20 protein-coding genes are annotated in these 21,554 nt (G+C 70.1%); 6 read left to right on the top strand and 14 right to left on the bottom strand.

Annotated elements, in window-relative coordinates; all coding sequences use genetic code 11:
- The first annotated feature begins 91 nt into the window (after nucleotides 1-91).
- Together NL112_RS11090 and NL112_RS11095 are read left to right on the top strand one after the other, a co-directional pair.
- Nucleotides 92-307, top strand: coding sequence for a DUF7996 family protein (locus NL112_RS11090; protein WP_255148899.1), 216 nt, complete (start codon nucleotides 92-94; stop codon nucleotides 305-307).
- Between the two features lie 40 nt (nucleotides 308-347).
- A complete protein-coding gene (locus NL112_RS11095; RefSeq protein ID WP_255148900.1) occupies nucleotides 348-605 on the top strand; it encodes a DUF8006 family protein in 258 nt (85 codons plus the stop codon).
- Nucleotides 606-612: 7 nt separating this feature from the next.
- On the opposite strand, the gene NL112_RS11100 is transcribed toward NL112_RS11095, so the two are convergent.
- From NL112_RS11100 to NL112_RS11145, 10 genes are all read right to left on the bottom strand, one after another.
- The gene (locus NL112_RS11100; RefSeq protein ID WP_255148901.1) at nucleotides 613-1,281 is read right to left on the bottom strand and encodes an HAD family hydrolase; all 669 of its coding nucleotides are present in this window, start codon (nucleotides 1,279-1,281) and stop codon (nucleotides 613-615) included.
- A gap of 31 nt (nucleotides 1,282-1,312) precedes the next feature.
- Nucleotides 1,313-1,615 (bottom strand): DUF7521 family protein, encoded by a 303-nt coding sequence (locus tag NL112_RS11105; RefSeq protein ID WP_255148902.1) that lies wholly within the window; start codon nucleotides 1,613-1,615, stop codon nucleotides 1,313-1,315.
- A gap of 53 nt (nucleotides 1,616-1,668) precedes the next feature.
- Entirely contained in the window at nucleotides 1,669-2,019 is a 351-nt protein-coding gene (locus NL112_RS11110; RefSeq protein WP_255148903.1) for an ArsR/SmtB family transcription factor, read from the bottom strand.
- Between the two features lie 70 nt (nucleotides 2,020-2,089).
- On the bottom strand, nucleotides 2,090-3,733 hold the full coding sequence (locus NL112_RS11115; RefSeq protein WP_255148904.1) for a DUF7289 family protein: 1,644 nt from the start codon (nucleotides 3,731-3,733) through the stop codon (nucleotides 2,090-2,092).
- An 87-nt stretch (nucleotides 3,734-3,820) separates the two neighbouring features.
- Entirely contained in the window at nucleotides 3,821-5,863 is a 2,043-nt protein-coding gene (locus NL112_RS11120; protein WP_255148905.1) for a type II secretion system F family protein, read from the bottom strand.
- Nucleotides 5,856-7,850 (bottom strand): type II/IV secretion system ATPase subunit, encoded by a 1,995-nt coding sequence (locus tag NL112_RS11125; protein ID WP_255148906.1) that lies wholly within the window; start codon nucleotides 7,848-7,850, stop codon nucleotides 5,856-5,858. Before NL112_RS11125 ends, NL112_RS11120 begins: the two co-directional genes overlap by 8 nt.
- Nucleotides 7,851-7,989: 139 nt before the next feature.
- Nucleotides 7,990-10,035: an Ig-like domain-containing protein gene (locus tag NL112_RS11130; protein WP_255148907.1), complete on the bottom strand. Its 2,046-nt coding sequence runs from the start codon at nucleotides 10,033-10,035 to the stop codon at nucleotides 7,990-7,992.
- Nucleotides 10,032-12,185 carry a type II secretion system F family protein gene (locus NL112_RS11135; protein ID WP_255148908.1) on the bottom strand — a complete coding sequence of 718 codons (2,154 nt, stop codon included), beginning with the start codon at nucleotides 12,183-12,185 and terminating at the stop codon, nucleotides 10,032-10,034. Before NL112_RS11135 ends, NL112_RS11130 begins: the two co-directional genes overlap by 4 nt.
- Entirely contained in the window at nucleotides 12,182-14,053 is a 1,872-nt protein-coding gene (locus NL112_RS11140; RefSeq protein WP_255148909.1) for a type II/IV secretion system ATPase subunit, read from the bottom strand. Before NL112_RS11140 ends, NL112_RS11135 begins: the two co-directional genes overlap by 4 nt.
- Before the next feature lie 124 nt (nucleotides 14,054-14,177).
- Complete coding sequence (locus tag NL112_RS11145; RefSeq protein WP_255148910.1) at nucleotides 14,178-14,972, bottom strand: fumarylacetoacetate hydrolase family protein; 795 nt, start codon at nucleotides 14,970-14,972, stop codon at nucleotides 14,178-14,180.
- A gap of 88 nt (nucleotides 14,973-15,060) precedes the next feature.
- Here NL112_RS11145 and NL112_RS11150 point away from each other — a divergent pair, with 88 nt between their 5' ends.
- Complete coding sequence (locus NL112_RS11150) at nucleotides 15,061-15,573, top strand: gamma carbonic anhydrase family protein (protein WP_255148911.1); 513 nt, start codon at nucleotides 15,061-15,063, stop codon at nucleotides 15,571-15,573.
- A 1-nt stretch (nucleotide 15,574) separates the two neighbouring features.
- Here NL112_RS11150 and NL112_RS11155 read toward each other — a convergent pair whose 3' ends face one another.
- The 4 genes from NL112_RS11155 to NL112_RS11170 form a co-directional block, all read right to left on the bottom strand.
- Nucleotides 15,575-16,390 carry a PAS domain-containing protein gene (locus NL112_RS11155; protein WP_255148912.1) on the bottom strand — a complete coding sequence of 272 codons (816 nt, stop codon included), beginning with the start codon at nucleotides 16,388-16,390 and terminating at the stop codon, nucleotides 15,575-15,577.
- 69 nt (nucleotides 16,391-16,459) lie between these two features.
- Nucleotides 16,460-17,368, bottom strand: a complete 909-nt coding sequence (locus NL112_RS11160) for a diacylglycerol/lipid kinase family protein (protein ID WP_255148913.1) — start codon at nucleotides 17,366-17,368, stop codon at nucleotides 16,460-16,462.
- Entirely contained in the window at nucleotides 17,359-18,915 is a 1,557-nt protein-coding gene (locus NL112_RS11165; protein WP_255148914.1) for an MmgE/PrpD family protein, read from the bottom strand. Before NL112_RS11165 ends, NL112_RS11160 begins: the two co-directional genes overlap by 10 nt.
- Nucleotides 18,916-19,003: 88 nt before the next feature.
- The gene (locus tag NL112_RS11170; protein WP_255148915.1) at nucleotides 19,004-19,690 is read right to left on the bottom strand and encodes an SOS response-associated peptidase; all 687 of its coding nucleotides are present in this window, start codon (nucleotides 19,688-19,690) and stop codon (nucleotides 19,004-19,006) included.
- 109 nt (nucleotides 19,691-19,799) lie between these two features.
- On the opposite strand from NL112_RS11170, the gene NL112_RS11175 reads away from it, so the two are divergent.
- From NL112_RS11175 to NL112_RS11185, 3 genes are read left to right on the top strand one after another with little or no spacing between them, the layout of a single operon-like run.
- Complete coding sequence (locus NL112_RS11175) at nucleotides 19,800-20,456, top strand: DsbA family protein (protein ID WP_255148916.1); 657 nt, start codon at nucleotides 19,800-19,802, stop codon at nucleotides 20,454-20,456.
- Entirely contained in the window at nucleotides 20,456-21,034 is a 579-nt protein-coding gene (locus tag NL112_RS11180; RefSeq protein ID WP_255148917.1) for a hypothetical protein, read from the top strand. Before NL112_RS11175 ends, NL112_RS11180 begins: the two co-directional genes overlap by 1 nt.
- Nucleotides 21,035-21,078: 44 nt before the next feature.
- On the top strand, nucleotides 21,079-21,507 hold the full coding sequence (locus NL112_RS11185) for a LamG domain-containing protein (RefSeq protein ID WP_255148918.1): 429 nt from the start codon (nucleotides 21,079-21,081) through the stop codon (nucleotides 21,505-21,507).
- The last annotated feature ends 47 nt before the right edge of the window (nucleotides 21,508-21,554 follow it).

The raw sequence follows: 21,554 nt of genomic DNA on the forward strand, positions 1-21,554 counted from the left end.
CGGTAAAAGACCCGTCGAGGGTGTGCCAGTCGTTCACTCGCTCGCATCCCGCGACCGGTGGATTCACCGTCGCTCGCTCCCAACGACCGGTATGTCACTGGCGAGCGGCGTAGACGTACCCGACTGGGCGAAGGCCGCCGGACTGCTGGCGGCGACGGTCGCGCTCGCCGGCGTCGCTGACTTCGCGCTCACGCGAGCGGGCTACGAGGCGCTGGCGGCGCTGGCGTGGGCGGCGGGCTACGGCGGCGCGGTGGTCGTCGTCTGGGCCGTCTGGCTCCGCGACATGGAGTTCGAGCCGGGCGGGTAACGGAACCATTAAGAGCCGAACGCCGCCATCTCGAACAAGGATGTTCGCCGTACCGCTCCAGGTCATCGACAACTTCCTGCTCCAGTTCAACGCGGGGCAGGTCATCTTCGCACTCTTCATCGTCTCGGTGCTGGGAGTGTTGCCGCTGAAATCGATGAAGGTGATGGGCCTGAACCTCGTCGCCTTCGGCCTGCTGTTCCTGATGACGCCGTCGCAGGTCCAGCCGATACATTTCAAGTTCCTCGGCCTCGCCCTGCTGTTCGTCGGCCCGCTTCTGGTCGTCTCGTCCCGTCGCTGACCCGGCTTCAGTTCTCGCCCGCTATCGTCCGTATCTCCTCTAACCCCTGGAGTTCGTACTCCGGGCTCCGGTCCGGCTCCACGTCGGCGTTGTGCTCCCGCCGGAGGAACGCCGCGTCCAGCCCGGCGGCGTGGGCCGCCTCGACGTCGTGGGGGCTGTCGCCGACGTACAGCGCCCGCGTCGCGTCCAGAGCGTCCAGCGCCCGTTCGAGATAGTGGGGGTTCGGCTTCTTGCGGCGGAGACTCCGTATCGTCGGCGGTCGCCCGTGGACGCTCTCGAAGGCGGGGAGCCGGTCGCCGAACGTCTCGACGACGTGCTCGAGGGTCGCCTGCTGGTTCGTCGAGACGACGCCCAGCGGCCGGTCGAGCGCCGCGAGCGCGTCGACGTCGTCGTACAGGCGCTTCTCGCCGGCGTCGATGGCCCGCCGCTGAACCCGCGAGCAGTGTTCGTCGCGGGCCCGCCAGAACGCCTCCGGGTCGACGCCGTAGCGGTCCGCGACCGCCTGCACCTGTTCGGGACTCACGCCGTACACCAACTCGCGCACGTCCTCGGCGTCGGGGTCGGCGCCGACGGCGGCAAAGGCTTCGCGGACGGCGTCGTGGAACCGCTCGCGGTCCCCGGGGTCGACCCTGAGCAGGACGCCGTCGTGGTCGAACAGGAGAGCGTCGTACGTCATCGGCGGAGAGTCGGTCCCGTTCCAGGAGAACCTATCGGTACAGCGAGAGATATATCATCGCGAAGCCGACGGAGAAGGGGACGGTCTCGGCGATCTGGAACCAGAGGAAGGAGCCGCCGGGCTCGACGCCGCCCGCGACGAGCAGTTGGGTGTTGAGGTTCGTCACGGCGACGCCCATGCTGATGAACGCGAACCCGACGAACGCGTACTGGAGGCGTTCGCTCCCGTTCTTCCGGTACGCCTGGAAACTGATGACCGTCAGCCCGAGCGAGAGACCGAAGAGGACCAGCCGCATCAGACCCAGAAACAGCCCGGCGATGGAGACGGATACCATACGGGATGGCCCCCGTCCGAGGGGCTTAGTTCATTCGCCAGCGACCGGCGGCGTCACTCGCCCGCGAGTTCGTCCCACAGCGTGGTGAACCGGTCGGGGACGTTCTCCTTCCGGTAGATGCGGACCTTGTACTCGTCGTCCTCCAGCGTGATGACCGTCGAGTCGAAGTTGCACTTGTACACGTTGTAGTGGTTGCCGTCCTCGGCGACGGCGGTCTGCTCGCTGACGAGGTCGTGTTCCTGGAGCAGTTCCAGCCGCCGGTAGATGGTCGGTAGCGACATGTCGCACTCCTCGGCCAGCTCCTTCGCCGAGCGCGGCTCCCGCGAGATGGCGGCCAGCACGGTTCTGGCGCTCTCGTCGCCGATGGTGTTCAGTACCTCCTCGATGGGGCGCTCGTCGTCCACACCGGGGTATGTGAGTGGTCGCTCAAAGCGTTTTCTGCTCCGACGGACGGCCACCGGAGCAGGTCGGGCGTCACTCCGACACGAAGTAGGTGAGGTACGTCACCTCACCGGCCGTGTTCCGCACCTCGAACGTGAGGACGAGCATCCCCTCGAACGCGTTCCCCTGACTGTAGAGGTCGTCGTCGAACGCGAACCGCAGACTGACCTCATCCGTGGTGGACCCGGCCGGCCCGAGTTCACCGTTGGCGACCGGCGTCAGCGGGTCGCCCAGCGGCAGGTCGGTCACGAGCACGCCGCCGTCGGTCCGGCTGACTGTCACGTACTCGGGGTCGCTGTTCTTGTCGGGGTTCATCACGAACGACACCCGCATCTTCTCTATCGTCCACGCGGTGTCGTCCTCGTTCTGGAAGGTTGCGGTCAGCGTCGTCTTCGTCTCGGCCTCGGCACCGACGTACCGGAGGTTGCCGTTCCTGGGGTTGATGTCCTTCAGGTCGCCCGTCGGCTGGCGGGCGTTGTCGGCCACCGGGAGCGCCGCGTACGTCACCACGAACTCGGGGCTGTCCTCCCCGGGGTCGAGGACGTTGTCGGCGTCGGGGTCGTAGAACGCCCGGACGCTGATGGAGGCGTTGTCGACGGGGTCGACGGTGATAGTCGCACGGCCGTCCTCGTCGGTTGTGGCGGGGGTGTCCCCGACGAACACCGCGTCCCCGCTCGTTATCTCGAAGGAGACGGGTCGGCCCGCTACTGGGGCGTTGAACGCGTCGCGCAGTTCCACGGTGACGTCGGTACCGCCCGGCTGAATCGCGGGCGCGGCCGGACCAACCCTCGTCAGATAGGCGGGCCCGTCGGTGGCGTCGCCGCCGTCCACGCTCACCTGCGAGAGCCACAACTCGTACGTCCGGGTGCCGTCGAGCGTGATTTCGACCGGGCCGTCGCAGGGCTCGTCGGCCGGCCCGCCGGTCGTACAGACGACGCTCACGACGTTGCCGCCGGCCGACTGGAGTTCGTCCGCGAGGACGTGCCGTTCCCACGTCTCCTGTGAGAGGTTCGTGTGGAGGCTGACGACGATGTCACTCCCGTCGCCCGTGACGGCGACCCGCTGGGCCGGGTAGCTGAGCGGCGTCGCGGTCATCGTCACGCTCCGCGTCGAACTCTCGGAGACGCTCCCCGCGAGTAGCGTCAGCGAGATGCGGTCGCCGGCGACGACGTTGCCCCGGTCGAACACCGCGGTAGCGTCCTCGTCGGCGTTGTACAGCACGCCGTGCTCGTAGTGGGTCGTCGGCGCGGCCCGGTACTCGTTGTAGTTGGGGGTGTACGTCAGCGTCGTCGTTTCCTCGCTCCAGGTGCCGTCGAGGAACTCACCCGTCTCGGGGTTCACTGCCGCGAGGTTTCGGAGTTCGACCGGGGCGGTCGCGCCGGTCGAAACGGTCCCGGCCGCCGGCCCGGGGTTGAGCAGGAACAGCCGCGGCGGGTAGCGGACGCCGGTCTCGAACGCGACGGACTCGCTCGCCCCGGTCGTCGCCGCGCGGTCGACGCTCCCGTCGAACGCCTGGAAGTCGGCCTGGACGCGGGCGTTGTGCTCGAACTCGACCTGCTGGTTGGCGGCCGGCACGCCCGCGACCTGGACGGCTGACACCACCGAAATCACCAGCCCGAACACGAGGATAGCCCCGAGTACCTCCGAGAGGCCTCTCGTGTCTGGTATGAAACTCATACCGTCTGAAAGGTGCTCTGAGGTATCAAGCGTTTCTCTCACCCCGTCTGAGAGTAAGGTGGACGTACCGGGGTCGTCGCGGGGCATCTATATCACCAGAAACGCCGCGAGCGTGACGACCACCATCAGAATCGCGTACTTCAGCCCCGAGAGGGTGTCGTTGTCCGCGAGTTTTCCCGCGAGCAGGCCCGCGCCGACGCCCATGATGAGCGCGGAGTGGAAGAACACCGCCGTGTACACCGGGACGGGGACGCTGACGAACGACACCGGTAGTTCGGGGTCGCCCGGCGCGGCGGGGTCGCCGCTCACCGCGCCGACGGGCGCGAGAAAGCTCGCGTCCAGCATCACGACCACCAGCAGGTAGACGAGGAAGCCGATGACCACGACCGCGACGTACGACGACAGTTCGCGGCGGCGCGCCCGCTCCATCTTCGCGCGGTTGCGGGTGTCCTCGGCGGCGATAGCGAGCACCCGCGAGAGGTCGCCCGACGACCGGATGCCGTCCGCGAGCAGTTTCATCGTCCGGGCCAACTGCGGAACGTGGAGCCGGTTGGCGAAGGCCAGCAACGCGGCCGTGACATCGTGATTCCACGTGATGTCGTTGCGAACCGTCTCGATTTCGCTGGCGACGACTCCCTCCGACCACCGAGCGACGAGCCCGAGCGCGTCGGTCAGCGGGATGCCCATCTTGTTGGCGCTCGAGAGAACGTTGAGCGTGTCGGGGAACCGGCGGGCTATCTCGGTCTCGCGGCGGCGCTTCATCTCGTGGAACAGGGTCAACGGCACCGCGACGACGAGGAACGGCACCACCGCGAGCCCGACCGTCGTCCGCACCGGGTCCGCGAGCATCGCGGCCAGCGAAGGGACGACAGCGCCCGTCGCCACGAACACGGCCGCGGTGACGAGCGCCAGCGGCATCGTCACCACTAGCGACAGCAGGGGGTTCGCCTCGATGGACGGAAGGGGGTCCGACAGCAGGTCCCGTACGCGGAGCCGGCGCTGACGGCCCGCGTACGCGGTCAGCCGCTCGTCCGGGTCGTCGTCGTCCTGCTCGGGCGGCGTCGGGCGGTCGTACTCGACGACGTCGGGCACCGACCGCACCTGCTCGAACGGCTGGCTGAGCACGTCGACGAGCACGAGGAACGCGACCATCGCCAGCGGGATGACGAGGTAGACGAGCGTGGTTATCTGCGGGACGACGCCCCCACCGATGAGGCTGATGACGACCAGCGTCACGATGAGAAACAGCGGCGCGGCGACGAAGCCGACGATGAACACCTCGGCCAGAAGCGACAGCGTCTCGAGGAACTCCTCCTGCTCCTCCTCGGCCTCCCTGAGATACGTCTCCGCCTCGGTCTCGAAGAACGCCGTCACGTCCGCGCCCGAGTCGAGCACGCCGATGAGGTCGTCGAGGAACTGCTCGAAGTTCTCGCTGGGCGTGAGGTTCCGGGCGTTCTGGAGGGCGGTGTAGATGTCGCTCCCGAACAGGTCGACGTCGGTGACTATCATCTCGAACTCGTGTGCCACCTCGCCGTACACGTCGTCGGCGTCGGCGAGCGAGCGCATGATCTCCACCAGTCCCATCCCGCCGTGACTGAGTGCGTACATGTAGACGATGGCGTGCGGCAGGACGATGTCGATGTTCTGTCGTCGGGCGGAGACGACCGTCGTCGGGTAGTAGTAACGGCCGACCCAGGCGCCGGCCCCCGCCAACCCACCGAGCAGGAGTGTCAGCACCCCGCCGCCCACCAGCGTCTTGTTCGCCGCGAGGACGGTGACGACGCCACCGCCGAGCCCCGAGACGGGGGCGGTGAGCGCTTCGAAGGCGCCCAGCGCCGCAAGCTGTGAGGCGACCAGCAGGCCCACCAGTCCGCCGACGAGGGCGGCCACCAGCGCGTACCGCAGGGTGTCAGCGAGATACTCGTCGTACGTCGCCCCCATGCGGGCCTGGTTGAGGCTCCGCTGGACCCGCCGGTAGTTCCGCGGGCGCAGTTTGAAGTACGTGCGTATCCGGCCGTACTCCTCGTGGAGCCGCCGGCGCTCGTCGTCGTCGATGGGGCGCTCGGTGGCGACGTGCTCGATGCCGTACTCCGTCGGCGGCCCCTCGACGACGTCGTCGAACTCAGTCATCGACGCCCTCCGCGGTGGCATCCCCGGAGGCGTCGCTCACCCCGTGCTGTGGCGGGCCGTCGTCCGCGGCCGCCGCCTCCGCCGCCCGGACGACCTGTTCCCAGGTTCGCCGGCCGGCGGGCGTGTCGACGTCCGCGTCCTCGGTGTCGCTCGCGTGGTCTCCCGCGAGCAGGTCGTCCACGTCGAGGCTCCCACTCTCGATGGCCCCCAGCACGTACTCGGGGTCCTTCGCGTACATGTGGACGGTGCCCGCCACGTCCGCATAGCGGGTTATGTCGCCCTCGACCAGATGCGCCAGCACGCGCTCGCGGCGCGCGAGTTCGACCAGCAGTCGCTCCTCGGACCAGCCGCGGTCGTGGGCTATCTCCGCGAGCACCGCCGAGTCGCCGACGCGCTCGTGGTGGTCGGCCGCGGGGTTCCACTCGAATATCGGCGCCACGCCGATGTCGGTCGGGTCGGTCGGGTCCGCGGACAGTTCGTACACGCCGGCGTTCCGGCGGACCCGACGGTCGCCGATGAACGTCTGTCGCTGGATGGAGACGATGTCGAGGTCCTGGAGCATCTGGGTCGGCACCGACAGCGGCGGGTTCTGCAGGCGGCTCAACACCGTCTCGATGGAGTCGGCGTGGATGGTCGTGTAGGCGGTGTGGCCCGTCCCCATCGCCTGGAAGAACGTCAGGGCGACGTTCTGTTCGGTGCGTATCTCCCCGACCAGCAGATACTCGGGGCGCTGGCGGAGCGCGGCCTGCAGGAGGTTGTACATCGACACCTCGCCCCGGCCCTCGCCGGAGGCCGACGACCGCGTCACCGACTGCACCCAGTTGTCGTGCGGGAGGTCGATTTCGCGCGTGTCCTCGATGGTGACTACCTTCGAGGCCGGCGGGATGAAGAAGGACACCGCGTTCATCGACGTGGTCTTACCGGAGCCGGTGCCGCCAGCGAACACCAGCGACTTGTTGTTCTCGATGGCGAGCCAGAAGTACGCCATCTGCTCGACGGAGAACGTGTTCCAGTTCACCAAATCGACCGGCGTGTACGGGATGTCGGCGAACTTCCGGATGGTGAAGTTCGACCCGCGGGTCGACACCTCGCCGCCCTGGGTCAACTGGATGCGGGAGCCGTCGGGCAGGGAGGCGTCGACCAGCGGGTTCGACACCGACAGCTGTTTGCCGGCCTGCTGGGCCAGCCGGACGGTGAAGGAGTTGAGCCGTCGCTTCCCGAACGAGACGTTCGTCCGCAGGTCGCGGTACTCGCGGTGGTAGACGTACACCGGCACGTCGATGCCGTCACAGGAGACGTCCTCGATGTCCCGGTCGCGCATGATGGGGTCGATGGGGCCGTAGTGGACGAAGTCGCGCCGGAGGTAGTACAGCAGTTTCTGGAGCGTGCCCGCCTCGACGGTGGCGGCGTGCTCCTCGATGAGTCCCGTCGCGCTCTCGATGAACGCGCGCTCCCGCTCGGCCGGGCCGTCCTCGTCGAACTCGAAGTACATCAGCGAGTTGCGAAGCAGGGTCAGCAGGTCCTGCCGGACGTACTCCTCGAACGTGTCGAGCGTCGGTTCCGAGATGTGGTAGCGGTACTCGCGGGCCTGCTCGTCGTAGAGGATGCTGACGTACGCGAACGGCTCGTTCACCCAGTAGCGCGTCACCTCCGTGCCGTCGTCGAGATACGAGAAATCGAAGAACGACTCGGCGATGAACTCGTCGGTGGGCCTCTCGACCGGCCCCGGGACGTGGTCCTCCTCGAACGCCGCCCGGACCTCCCGACGCACCCGTGCCGGCGTGTCCTCGCCCGCGAACGGGTCGGTCGCCGTCTCGTCGTCCCCGTGGGCCGAACGGCCCCCGGCGATACGGCGGATGGCCGGTCGAACCGACCGGTCGCTCCCCGCTCCCGGGGTCGCGTCGACGTCCCGTTCCGCCGCGTCGATGCGGCGGACGGCACCACGGACCTGCTGTTCCGCCTCCGTCGTCTCGTTATTATCGCTCATCTTATACTCCAGATTCGGCCGTCCGCCGCAGGTGCGACTACGCGTGACTGCTTGCGGGCGGATGAATATGGACAGATGTACGTTCTCTTAGATACTAAGTATTTCTATGATTGTTGTCGTTTGACGGCTCGACGCCACCTCAGCCGGACGGCAACGGGACGGTGACGACGTCCTCGCTCCCGTCGGTGTAGACGACGCGGAACCGCAACTCCCCGCCGGCCTCCCAGTCGGAGAGGTCGACCGCGTCGCCGTCGTCGTCGACGACCCCCGTCACCCGGAACCGGGTCGCGTCGTCGACGGCGACCGGGTCGAACGTCCCCGTCTCCCCGACGGCGATGGCGTCCCGCGTGACGGTGCCGGCGTCGTCGGTTCGGACCGTCGGGCTGTTGCCGGGCGCGTCGACGGCCGCGATGCCGACCGGTGCGCTCACGAACGAGAGGGCGTCGACGCCCACCGCGCTCCCCGTCCGCGACAGCGTGAACGTCACGCCGTCGCCGTCACGCTGGGGGCTCCGGACCGTCGTCCGGTCGGCCATCGTGCCGGTGGCCGGTGCTCCGTCGTCACCGTCGCCGGTCGCGCCCGGACCCACGAAGTAGGTGGCGGTGGTGCCGTCGGCGAACCGGAGCGTCGTCACGAAGTAGTCGCCGGTGACGACGTTGTAGTTGGCCGGGTCGCCGTCGACGCCGAACGCAAACGCGTAGGTCGCGCTGTCGCCCGCTCCGACGCTCGACAGCGACACCGGCTGGAACCCCGCGCCGACCCGCATCGTCGCGCCGCCGACGGTGACCGTGTCGGGGCGGGGTCGAGGACTCCCGTCGCCGGCGAGGCGGAACGCCTCCTGGTCGTAGAAGCTCACCCGTGCGGCCGTCACTGTCCGCGTTTCGCCGCCCCGGTTCTCGAAGACGGCGTCGACCCGGCAGTCCGGTTCGGTCAACGCGACCCGGTCGGACGACCCCGCGGACGGCTCCACACAGTCGACGGCGTTGGCGGCGACGTAGCGGACCACATCGCCGTCGGCCGGGTTTATCTCGCCGCCGCCCCCGCCCCCGCGGACCGTCACCGGTACCGTCACCCGCTCCGCGGGCTGTGTACCGGCCGCGCCGTTCAGTTCGACGGTCGCCGTCACCGTCGTCCGTCCGGCGGCCGTCGGCGTGACCGTCACGGTCGCTCGGCCGTCGGCGTCGGTCCGGACCGTCGACGCCGAGAGCGTCCCGGACGAGGCGGTGAACGACACGTCGACGCCCGCGACCGGGCCGTTGTAGGCGTCCCGGAGTTCGACGGACACCGCCGTCGCCGTCCCCTCCTCCGTCGTGGGTGCGTCGTCGGTCGTCGTCAGGTAGCGGGCGTCAGGTCGCGAGACGTTACCGCCGACAGTGACCGCGGCCAGCCGCAGGTCGTAGTCGACGCCGGGTTCGAACACGACTTCGACGGTGCCGTCCGGGCCGGGACGGACCGCCTGGACGTGGCCCCCCGCGTCGACGAACTGCTCGTCGAGGATGCGACTCCAGTTCGCGGCGGACAGCCCCGTCCGGAGGCGAACGACGACCGGGTCGCCGTCGTCGGTCACCCGGACGGTCCGGGTCGCGGTCGACAGGCCGACCGTCCGGACGGAGGCCGTCGACGCCTGCGCGACGGAGCGGCGGCCCGACAGCGCCACGAGGTCTATCGTCCGGCCGGCGACGAACGACCCGGCGTCGACCTGCCGCGTCCGGTCGCCGAACTCGTTGACGACGACGCCGTGCTCGTAGACGGTGCGGGGCGCGTCGTAGTAGTTGTACGAGGGGCCGTACGCGAGGCGGACGCCGTCGTACGCGCGGGCGGAGCCGTTCCAGAAGTCGCCGGTCTCGCCGCCGGCGACGGCGTTCTCGACGACGAACCCGCCCCCGCGTGTGGTGAGCGACCCCGCAACCGGCCCGGGGTTGACCAGCACGAACCGGTTGGGGTACGTCGTCCCGAGTTCGAACAGGGTCGTGCGGTCGCGGCCGGTCGCGGCGACGCTCCCCACGTCGGCGTCGAACGCCTGGAAGTCGGTCTGGAGCCGCTGGTTGTGCTGGAACTCCACCTCGCGGTTCGCCGTCGGGACGGCGTTGGCCTGCACCAGCACGAGCAGGGCCGTCAGCAGGCCGAACAGGAGGATGGCCCCGAGCAGTTCCGAGACGGCGCGGTCGTCGGTGGTGAGAGTCATACGACGGTGAAAGCGATTGCCGCGAGGATGACGAGCGCGAGCCCGTATTTCAGTCCCGAGCGGACGGAGTCGTCGGACAGCTTTCCGGCCAGCAGACCGCTCCCGAACCCCTGTATCACTGCGGAGTGGAGGAACACGGCCCGGTAGGTCGCCACGGGGACGTTCGTGAACGTCAGCGGCGACTCGACGCCGCCGCCGTACTCGGCCTGCTGGCGGGCCGCATCCGCGATGGGCGTGAGGTAGTTCGCTTCCAGAAGCAGGACCACCAGCAGGTAGACGAGGTAGCCGATGACGACGATGGCGATGTACGACGACATCTCGCGGGTCCGGGCCCGCTCCAGTTTGTAGCGGGCGCGTGCGTCCTCGGCGGCGACGGTCAGCACCCGCGAGAGGTCGCTCGTCGACTCGACGCCCTCCGCGAGCAGGTTGGTCGTCCGCGCGAGCTGTGGCACTCGACTGCGGGCACCGAACGCCCGGAGCGCGTCGCTCGTCGAGTGGTTCCAGAGGATGTCGTTGCGCACCTTCCGGAGTTCGCCCGCGACGACGCCGCTGGTCGACCGCACGACGAGCGCGAGCCCCGACGTGAGGCCGATGCCCATCTTGTTGGCGCTCGAGAGGATGTTGAGCGTGTCGGGGAACCGGCGGGCGAGGCGCCGCTCGCGGCGCGCCCGGCGCTCGTGGTAGTACGACAGCGGGAGCGTCGCCACCACGAGCGGCGCGACGACGAGCCACAGCGTCGTCACCACCGGCGCCGCGACCATCGCGTCGACGCTCGGGGTGGCGGCGCCCGAGACGACTGCACCGACGGCGACCAGCACCGCGGCGGGCACTGACAGCGCGAGCACGTACGGGGGGTCGCGCCGGAACGGGGCCAGCGGGTCCCGGAGGCGGTCGCGGAGACGGTCGCGGCGCTGGACCCGCCGGTAGGCGGCGAGTCGCTCGTCGTCCTCGGGCGGCGAAGCCGTCAGGTGGTCGGTCCGGTCGGGGGCCGCGACGCGACTCGACTCCCTGAACGGCTCCGAGAGCGTGTCCACCAGCACGAGGAACATCGCCATCCCGATGGGCATGACGCCGTAGACGAGCACCGATAGCTGGGTGAGCGTCTGCCCGCCGACCAGCGAGATGACGACGAGGATGACCACCAGAAAGAGGGGGGCGGCGACGAAGCCGACGATGAACACCTCGCTGAGCAGTGCGAGCGTCTCGAGGAACTCCGTCTGCTCGTCCATCGCCTCCTCGAGGCTCTCGCGGGCCTGCGTCTCGAGAAACGGCGTCACCTGCCCGCCGGACTCCAGCACCGACAGCAGGTCGTCGAGGAACGACTCCAGACTGTCCGACGGCGTCAGGTTCCGAACGTTCTCCAGGGCGGTGATGAGGTCGTTGCCGAACACGTCGACGTCGCGGACGACCTGGTCGAACTCCCGGGCCACCTCGCCGTACGTTTCCTCGGCGTCCGCGACCGACCGCACCGCGGTCGTCAGGTCGGCGCCGCCGTGGCTGAGTGCGTACATGTAGACGATAGCGTGGGGGAGCGTCACGTTCACCTGCTGGGTGCGGGTGACCACCCGCGCCCGCGGGTAGTAGCGGTAGCCCAGCCACGTCGCCGCCGCGAACAGCGTGCCCGTCGCGAGCGTCACCACTGCCGAGCCGACGAGCACGCGGTTCGCGCGGAGAAACGCCGCGACGCCCGCCGCGAGGCCGACTTCGTTGCGGACGGCGCCGAACGCGCCCACCTCCGCGAGCAGGGTCGCCACCGCCACCCCGGCGAGCAGGCCGACGACCCCCACGGCGGCCGCCAGCCGGACGCCGCGAGCGAGATACTCGTCGTAGGCGGCGCCGACCCGCGCCTGGTTGAGCGTCTGCTGGTAGCCCGCGTACTCGCCGGGGCGCGACCGGAAGAACGTCCGGAGATAGCCGAACCGCTCGCGGTACGCCGCCCGCTCGTCGCTGGTCGGGTCGCGCTGGCCCGACAGCCCCTCGATGGCGTACTCCGGGGGCGGGTTCGCGTCGAGGTCGGCCTCCGAGCGGTCGAACGCCGGGTCGTCGGCCAGCGGGTCGCCCCCGTGGTCGTCGACCACCTCCCCGAGCCCGAGCCCGTCGTCGCCGTCTCCGCCGTCGGTCTCGCCACCCCCGCCGTCGCCCGGGCTCATGGCTGTGGGAGGTCGTAGCCGCGGGCCCGGACCCGCTCGACGACGTACTCGGGGTCCTTCGCGTACAACTGGAGGACGGCCGCCACGTCGCGGTAGTCGAGCACCTCCTCCTCCAGCATGAACCGGAGGACGCCCTCACGACGCGCCATCTCGGCGTCGAGTTCCGCGCCGGTCCAGCCCCGCTCCTCGGCGATGTCCGCGAGCACCGTCGACTCGTTCACCTGCTGGTGGACGTCCTCGCGGGCGTTCCGCTCGAACACGTTCCGCGTGCGGAGCGCCATCGGGTCGTCCTCGGGCGGGTCGCGCATCTCCGTCACCTGCTGGTTCCGGCGGACCCGACCGTCCTCGACGAACGTCTGCCGCTGGATGGAGACGATGTCGAGGTCCTGTATCATCGCACGCGGCACCGACAGCGGCGGGTTCTGCAGGCGGTTCAGGACGGTGTCGATGGAGTCGGCGTGCATCGTCGTGTAGGCGGTGTGGCCCGTCCCCATCGCCTGGAAGAAAGTCAAGGCGACCCGCTCCTCGGTGCGTATCTCCCCGACGAGGATGTACTCGGGGCGCTGGCGGAGCGCCGACTGGAGGAGGGCGTACATCGACACCTCGCCGCGACCCTCGCCCGACGCTGAGTCCCGGGTGACCGACTGTATCCAGTTGTCGTGCGGGAGGTCGATTTCGCGGGTGTCTTCGATGGAGACCACCTTCGAGGACGGCGGGATGAAAAAGGAGACGGCGTTCATCGAACTCGTCTTCCCCGACCCCGTTCCCCCGGCGAACACGAGCGACTTGTTCGACTCGATGGCGAGCCAGAAGTACGCCATCTGCTCGACGGAGAACGTGTTCCAGTTCACAAGGTCGACCGGCGAGAACGGCACGTCCGAGAACTTCCGGATGGTGAAGTTAGAGCCGCGGGTGGCGACCTCCCCGCCCATCGTCAACTGCAGTCGGGAGCCGTCGGGCAGAGTCGCGTCCAGAAGCGGGTCCGAGACGGATATCTGCTTGCCGGCCCGCTGGGCCAGTCGCACGGTGAACGACGAGAGCCGTTCGGCGTCGAACGAGACGTTCGTCCGCAGGTCCCGATAGCCGCGGTGGTAGACGTAGACGGGCACGTCCGCGCCGTCACAGGAGACGTCCTCGACCGCGGGGTCGCGCATGATGGGGTCGATGGGGCCGAACTCCACGAAGTCGCGTCGGAGGTAGTAGGCGAGTTTGTGAATCGACCCCGGTTCGACCGAGCGGGCGTGTCGCGCCACGAGTTCGAGCACGTCCTCCTCGAACACCTCCTCCTTCGTCCGCTCGCCGCCGATGTCCTGGTACATCAGCGAGTTGCGCAGGTACTCGACGAGGTCGCGGCGCACGTACTGCTCGAACTCGTCGAGTTCGGGTTCGCCGACGCGGTAGCGGTACTCCCGCTCGACGGGGTCGTACAGCACGCTCACGTACGCGAACGGCTCGTTGACCCACGTCCGCTCGACCTCCTCGTAGCGGTCGAGATACGAGAAGTCGAAGAACGACTCCTCGAGGAACGAGTCGTCGGGCGCGTCGAATCGCCCGTCGTGGTCGGCGAAGTGGGCCTGCACGTCAGAGAGGATGGCCTCGCGAATCGTCGACTGGTCGGGGAGCGACTCCAGGTCGACGTCCGGGTCGTCGCCGCCGAGCACCCGGACCGCCCGAGAGCTGTCGACGCCGGGGTCGTCGTCGTCCGAATCGCCCGCGGCGGCGACGCCCGGCGTGTCGGTCCCGTCGGCCGACTCGACGTCGGACAGCAGTTCGCCGAGGTCGGGTTGGGTGGCCTCGGGCGCGTCGGTCGCGCGGCCGCCGCCCGGGGTCTCGCCGTTCCCGGACGCCTCGTCGGACTCGTCGTCCATCGGATGCTCTCACGTCGCCCGTCTCGCCCAAATGTGTTTCCCCACGACGGCGCGTTCGCCCGGCGACGGCGGACTCGCTGGACACCGCGACGCTCCGCGGTGGCCCGTCCGGACGGCGGTCCGTTCAGGCGACCGTGTTGCGGAGGCGGCCGATGTCCTCGTACTCGATGACGATTTCGTCGCCCGGCTCCACCAGCCCCGGATTCGCCGGACTGCCGAACGAGATGACGTCGCCGGGCCGGAACGTGAACCGCTCCGAGAGGAACGAGACGACCTCGCGGGGTTTGATGAACATGTTCTCGGTGTTGTCCTCCTGTCGTTTCTCGCCGTTGATGTGGGTCGTCATGTCCAATCCCACGGGGTCGACGTCCGCGACGACCGGTCCCAGCGGCGCGCTGTGGTCGAACGCCTTCCGCGCCGTGCGGCGCTCCTGGTCGAGACAATCCAGGTCGTTCAGGATGGTGTACCCGCGGACGTACTCGTCGACCTCGCTCTCGGCGATGTCGTGACACTCCCTCCCGACGACGGCCGCCAGCTCCCCGGCGTACGTCAGCTCCTCGGTGAACGAGGGGTACGGGATGGGCTCGTCGGGGTGGTGGAGCGAGGTGGGTCCCTTGATGAAGAAGTCCGGCTCGTCGGGTATCTCGTAGTCCATCTGGTCGACCTTCTCGTCGGGGTGGTGGAGCGAGGTGGGTCCCTTGATGAAGAAGTCCGGCTCGTCGGGTATCTCGTAGTCCATCTGGTCGACCTTCTCGCCGAAGTTGCGGCCGACGCAGTAGAACGCCGACGGCTCGCAGGGGGCGAGTAGCTCGCAGTCCTCGCCGACGACGTACTCCTCGCCGTCGGCGGTGACGACGCCGTCGGCGTACGTGCCCTCGATGACACCGGCGTCGGTGCGTGCGCGTGCGTACTTCGTCATGGTCGAGGAGGGTCGCCGGCCGGCCTAAACGGTTGCCGTTCGCGCAAGCGGGGGTAGCTCTTTGCGCCCGGGCGTGGTGGTCGGTCGCATGGACAGACGAGCGTACCCGTTCGAAGGCACCGAGCCGGCCGTCCACGAGACGGCCCGCGTCAGCCGCGAGTCGACGCTGGTCGGGGACGTGAGCGTCGGACCCGACGCCTCCGTCTGGCCGGGCGCAGTCCTCCGGGGCGACGTGGATGCGGTCGTCGTGGGCGAGTCGGCCCACGTCGGGGACAACGCCTCCGTCCACGCCTCCCGACTCGGCGACCGGGCGATGGTCGGCCACGGGAGCGTCGTCAACGACAGCGTCGTGGGTGCCGACTCGCTGGTGGGGTTCAACGCCACCGTCGACGAGAGCGAGGTGGGCGCCCGGTGTGTCGTCGCCACCGGCACCGTCGTCCCGGAGGGGATGAGCGTCCCCGACGAGTCGTTCGTGCGTGGCGTTCCCGGCAGTTACACGCCGCTGTCGGAGACGACCGTCGACGTCGAGGAGCTGTTCGAGACGTACCACTCGGGCCGGTACGGCGACCTCGCGGCGCGCCACGAAGCGCTGTTCGAGTGAGTCAGAGCCGCTGGACGTCTTGGAAGGCGAGAACGACGCGACGGACCTCGCCGTCGGTCACGAGCGGCGCGGCGTCGACGGTGACGCGGAACCGGTCGCCGTCCGGGCCGAGCCACTCGTGGACGGCGCCCTCGACGGGTTCGCCCGTCTCGCGGACGCGGGCACTGACCGTCTGCCCCGGTGGAATCAGGTTCTGGCCCGCGGCCGTCCGGGCGTCGTTCTCGGGGTGCAACCCCACCACCTCGTCGGCGCCCACGTCGAACGCGTCCTGCGCGGCGTCGTTCGCGCGGCGCACGACGCCGTCGCCGTCGACCACCACCATCGGCTGGGGCGCGACCTCCAGTAACCCCCGGTTGAGGTCCCGCTCCTGCTGGAACTGCTGGCGCGCCTTCCGCTCGCGCGTCACGTCGCGGGTGTTGACCACGAACCCCTCGACGGCCGGGTCGTCGAGCCGGTTGTGGCCGCGCGACTCGACGTGTATCCAGTGGTCGTCGGCGTGCAGATAGCGGTACTCGGCGGTGAGCAGTCTGTTCGGCTCCGCCAGCCCGCGGGCGAACACCTCCTCGACCCGTGCACGGTCGTCGGGGTGGATGTAGTCGAAGGCGTTCTCCCCGAGGAGCTGTTCCGGTCGGTGGCCGGTCACGTCCTCGACGCTGGGGCTGAGGAACTGGAACTCCCCGCTTGCGTCCAGCAGCGCGATGGCCGAGGGGAGATGCTCGACGAGCGCCTGGAACCGCGCGCGCTGTTTCGAGACGGCCGCCTCGTAGGCGCTACGAACCGCCTCGCGGCTCTCCCCGTCCTGCGCTGCGTCCGACATGGTACCGTCTAACATGGGTGGGGTATAAAAAGACCCACCCGGGCGTTCTCACGTGCTGAAAACACCCCCTCAGCGCCACTCGACCGGGCGGGCGACCCTGACCGCGCCGGGCCGCACGTCGAGACGGACGTCCCGGAGCCCTCCGAGCGGCGTCCCGTCGGCCTCGACGGGGAGCCCCTCGCCACGGAGGTCGACCGACTTCCCGGTGTGGTAGTGGACCGCCGGGTGGTCGACGTGGTCGCCGCGACGGGCGAGGCGCGCGAGTCGGAGCCACTCGCGGGCCGACGTGGACTCGACGACGAGCAGGTGGAGGCGGCCGTCGCCCGGCCGTGCGTCGGGCAGGAGTTCGAACGCGCTCCCGCGGTAGCGGCCGCCGCCGACGGCGACGAGGCGCGCCTCGCCCGCGAACCGCTCGCTGTCGTCGACGGACGCCGACACCGTGAGCGGCGGCTCCGAGACGGCGGCCCGTGCGGTGCCGAGCAGGTACGCCAGCGGCCCCGGAAGCGCCCGCAGGGAGTCGGCGGCGTCGAGCGCCCGCCGGAACAGCCCTGCGGTGAACCCTAACACGAAGTAGCGCCGGTCGACGGGCGGTTCGGCGCGTATCTCGCCCACGTCGAGCGGGTGGGCGGCGACGCCGCCGGCCAGTCGCCGAGCGAGCGCCCGCCAGTCGGCGTCGCCGTACAGATGCCGGTAGACGCTGTTGCCCCGGCCCGCGGGAACGACGAACAGCGGCGGCGCCGACCGGTCGACGAGCGCGCCGGCCACCTCGCCCAGCGTGCCGTCGCCGCCGACCACGACCAGCAGGTCGGCGTCCGCGCTCGCGTGGGCCGCCGCGGGCACCTCCCCGGGGCCGTCGGTGACCGTCGCGGTCACCTCACATGCGAAGGTCTCGCGGAGGTCGGCCAGCATCTCGCGGCCTTCCCCGTCGCCGGCGGCGGGGTTGACGACGCAGGCGACGCGGTCGAGCGTCACAGCCACTCACCGAGCGCGACCGTCTCGGCCTCGTACATAGCGTCCAGTTCGTCGGCGGCCCGCCGGGCCTCGGGGTCGCTCGCGCCGCGGGCCTCCAGGGCCGCCCGGAGCTTGTTGCGCGCGACGGCCCGCACCTCCGGCAGGGTGTGACCCGCGAACCCGGTCGGGTGGTCGACCGTCGCCGACAGCGTCTCGCCGCCGTCGAGTTCGACCGTCACCCGCGCGCCCATCCGCTTGTCGGCCGTCGAGAGGTCGTCCGGGAGCGGTCGCTTGCGGACGAACCGCGCGAGCGTCGGCAGATGTCGAAGCGTCGTCGCGGGGCCGACGGCCGACATCGAGTACGGTATCACACCGGGGCCGACGCGCCGGAGCATCGCTCCCAGCGGCACCTCCGAGTCGAGCGCCGCCATCGTGAACTGGGGGTCGTGCTCGACGGCGACGTTGTCGGCGAGTTTCCACACCCGCGACTCCCCGAGTGCGGCCGGCGTGAACTGCCGAGCGGTGTGTTCGCCGCGCAGGAGCGCGCTGGCGACGTTGTACGGCACCGAAAAGGAGAGTGCGGCGAGCGTCGAGTCGGGGCCGCGGACGTGGGGGGTCGCGCGGTCGTTCACCTCCGTGCAGAACAGCGACCCCTCGACGGTGACGCGGCCGATGGTCACCTCGCGGTCCGGTAGTTCGCGGCGCAGTTCCAGTGCCGCCTCGACGGGCGCGGTGACGTACGCACAGCCGGGGACGGGCTTGACCGTCAGCGCGCGGGTGTGCCAGCGCTCCCCGAGTCCGGTCAGGAACTCGGGGAGTGGCTTGCTGGCGAACGCCTCGAGGAACCCGCCCTCGGCTTCCAGCAGGTCGGTCGCCCCGCGGGCCCCCTCGCGGGCGCGGGTCACGGCCGTCAGCCCCACGAGCAGGGGGTCGGCGGCGCTGGTCAGTTTCGCGTCGCTCCCGAGGAACGCGGCGTCGAGCGGCCACGGCGGTTGCCCGAGCGCCACTCCGAGCGCGTCCGCCAGCGTGTCGGCGTCGTCGCCTTCGATTACGGCGCGGGCGACGGCGGCGGCGACGGCGTGGACGTAGGCGGTTTGCTGGCCGCGGAACGGACCGACCGCCGCGGCCGAGGCGACGCGGGCGGCCACCTCGTTGGCGGCGACGACGGCGGTGAGTGCCCGGCGGCCGCTCGCGCCCGTCGCCTCCGCGGCCGCCAGCGGCACGAACACAGACGAGTGGCCGGTGTGGCCCCCGAGGACGGTGTCGTCGAAGTCGAGCGCCATCGACAGTGCGGCGTGGCCCCAGCACGCCCCTCTCAGGGTGGAGTCGGGTCCCCCGAGAAACGAGACGGGGCCGTCGCCGTGGTCGCGCTCGACCGCGGCGGCTATCTCGTCGGCCACGGGCAAATCGAGCGACCAGACGGCCGCCCCGACCGTCGAGTGCACCTGCGCGCGGGCGGCCCGCCTGACCGCCGGCGGCACGTCCCGGTAGCCGAGGTCGGTCGCCCATGCGGCGGCGCGTTCGAGGAACGGCGGTTCCTCGTCGTCGCCGCCCACGAACGGGAGCCTCACCATCGGTCCCCACCGGGCGTGCGTCGTTGCATGCTCGGGGCCTCGACAGCCAGCGGCAAAACAGTTCAGGCGGCGTCGGGTGTTGCGCCGGTCACGCGTCGACCTCCTCTATCACCTCGGGGGAGTCGTTCGCGGGGCTGTTCACCTTCGCCGAGACGGGGTACGCCCGCATCTCGCCGTCGTACGGGTCCAGCAGGTCGGGCGAGGGGTCCGCGAGCCACTCGCGCTCCTCGTCGGGAGCGAGGACGACGGGCATCCGGTGGTGGTACTCCGACTGGAACTCGTTCGCCTCCGTCGTGACGACGGTGAACGTCTCGACGGTGTCGTCGCCGTCGTCCGGGCCGTCGGTACCGAACTCCGAGAGGCCGGTCTGGGTCGTCTCGGGCGTCCATCGCTCCCAGAGGCCGGCCATAGCGAACGGTTCCTCGTCCGGCAGGGTGATGCGGTACGGCTGTTTGCCCGCGTCCCGGGCCTGCCACTCGTAGTAACCGTCCGCGACGACGAGACAGCGTCGGCGCTCGTAGGCGTCCGCGAAGGCAGGCTTCTCGGTCACCGTCTCCGCCCGCGCGTTGATGAGTCCCTGGAAGCCGTCGTCGGCCCACGCCGGGATGAGCCCCCACTGCTGGTGAGAGAGGCGGTCGGGGTCGTGGTTCGTCACGACGGGAAGCGACTGGCTCGGGGCGGCGTTGTAGTGGGGCTGGAGGTCGTCGGGGACGGCCACGTCGAACCGCTCGGCGACCTCACGCGGCTCCAGAAAGACGCTGTAGCGTCCGCACATACCCGGCGTACGGGCGGGAGCGAGAAAACAGTATCCCGTGGATGCCCTCTAGCCTGATTTTGGTGGGAATCCGAACAACCGTTTTCCCTCCCCGGCGCGACCGGTGGGCATGGACCGACGACGCTTCCTCGCGGGGGCGGGGGCACTCGGGACGACGGCGCTGGCTGGCTGTACGGGCGGTGGGGGCGGCGACGGCGCGTCGGGTACGCCGATAGCCGGCCACCCGGCGGGCGCGGACCTCGACGCCCAGCCACGACTGGGCGACGCCGAAGAGACGGTCATCGTCGCGTTCGAGGACCCGTCGTGTACGCTCTGCCGGCGGTTCGAGCGGGAGACGTACCCCCGAATCGTCTCCGACCTCGTGGAGCCCGGGACCGCGTCGTTCGTCTACCGCGGCCTGCCCATCATCTACCCGTGGGGCGACCCCGCCGCACACGTCTTGGAGGCGACGTTCGCCGCGGACGCCGACGCGTTCTGGGCGCTGAAAGACCACTACTACGCCGAGCAGGGCGCGTTCGACGAGTCGAACGTGTACGAGCGGTCGCGGGCGTTCCTCGACGGCGAGACGAGCGTCGACGCCGACGCCGTCGTCTCGGCCGCGGAAGGCGGCGAGGCCGACGCCGCGGTGCAGGCGGACCTCGATGCGGGCGGTGCGCTCGACGTCGGGCAGACGCCGGTGTTCTACCTGTTCCGCGACGGGCGCTACGAGACGACGGTGCGGGGCGCACAGGGGTACAGCGTGTTCGCCACCGCGCTGGAGGGGTGATGCGGCTCCCGACCCGCCGCCGGGACTGGCGGCTGATGGCCCGGACCGCGCGGCTCGTCGTCTCGGTCCCCCGGTACGCGGCACTTTCGGCCGTCGCGGCCGTCGCCGCCCTCTCGCTGTTCGTGTTCTCGCTGAACCTGCCGCTTTTCGGCTACGCGCTCTCGGCGGACCTGGCGCTCATACAGCGGGTCGAACTGCTCGTCGTGCAGTTCCCGTTCGTGGGCCCGGCGTTCGACCCCCTTCAAGGGCTGTTGCTCGTGGGCGTCGCCGCCCTGACGGGCGTCGACGTGGCGATGGCGGTCTACCACTTCCGCGAGCACGGCGTCTCCGTCCGGCAGGGCGGGACCGGCGCGGCGGGCGTCCTGCTCGGAACGCTTGGCGCCGGCTGTGCGGCCTGCGGCTCCGCGATACTGGTCGGCCTGCTGTCGCTTCTCGGCGTCTCCACCTCCTTGCTGTGGCTCCCGCTGGACGGCCTGGAGTTCGCGCTCGGCGCGGTGGTCGTGCTCCTGCTGTCGGTGTTCTGGCTGGCCGACGGGATGCGCGGCGGCGAGGTGAACGGCTGTCCGGTGGAGCCGTAGCGCGCGAGAGTTTAACCGACAGGGGGGCGTAGCCGGCGTGTCAGATGGACGACGACGAGCCGGCGTTCCGGACCGCCGCGGACCTCCGCGAGGAGACGCGGGCCGCCACGCCCGACTTCTCCATCCCGGAGCATCCGGAGCGCCGCTACCCCCGCGAGGGGGGCGTCGAGTACGAGGGCGGGACCGTGTTCCTGTTGTCGCCCGCGGGCGAGCGCGACGAGGCGTCGCTGGCGTCGCTCGTCGAAGCCGTCCTCGACGGCGGCGACTACCGCTACGGCGACTGGTTCGACTTGCCGATGCCGCTGTTTCTCGTCCACGACGACGAGACGGGCGACACGTTCCGCGTGGCCGTCCGCGACGGGCGGGTGGAACTGCACGTCCGCCCGGAGACCGAACCGGCGGGTCTGCGGGAGTTCTACGACCGGCTCGTCGACGCCACCGACGGGGAGTGGCGCGTCGAGCGTCGAACCTGACGTTTTGACGGTTTTGCCACGACGTTCATTTGTGTAGGTGTCTCCCG

Source organism: Halorarius halobius (assembly GCF_024298865.1).
GTDB classification, from domain to species: domain Archaea; phylum Halobacteriota; class Halobacteria; order Halobacteriales; family Haloarculaceae; genus Halorarius; species Halorarius halobius.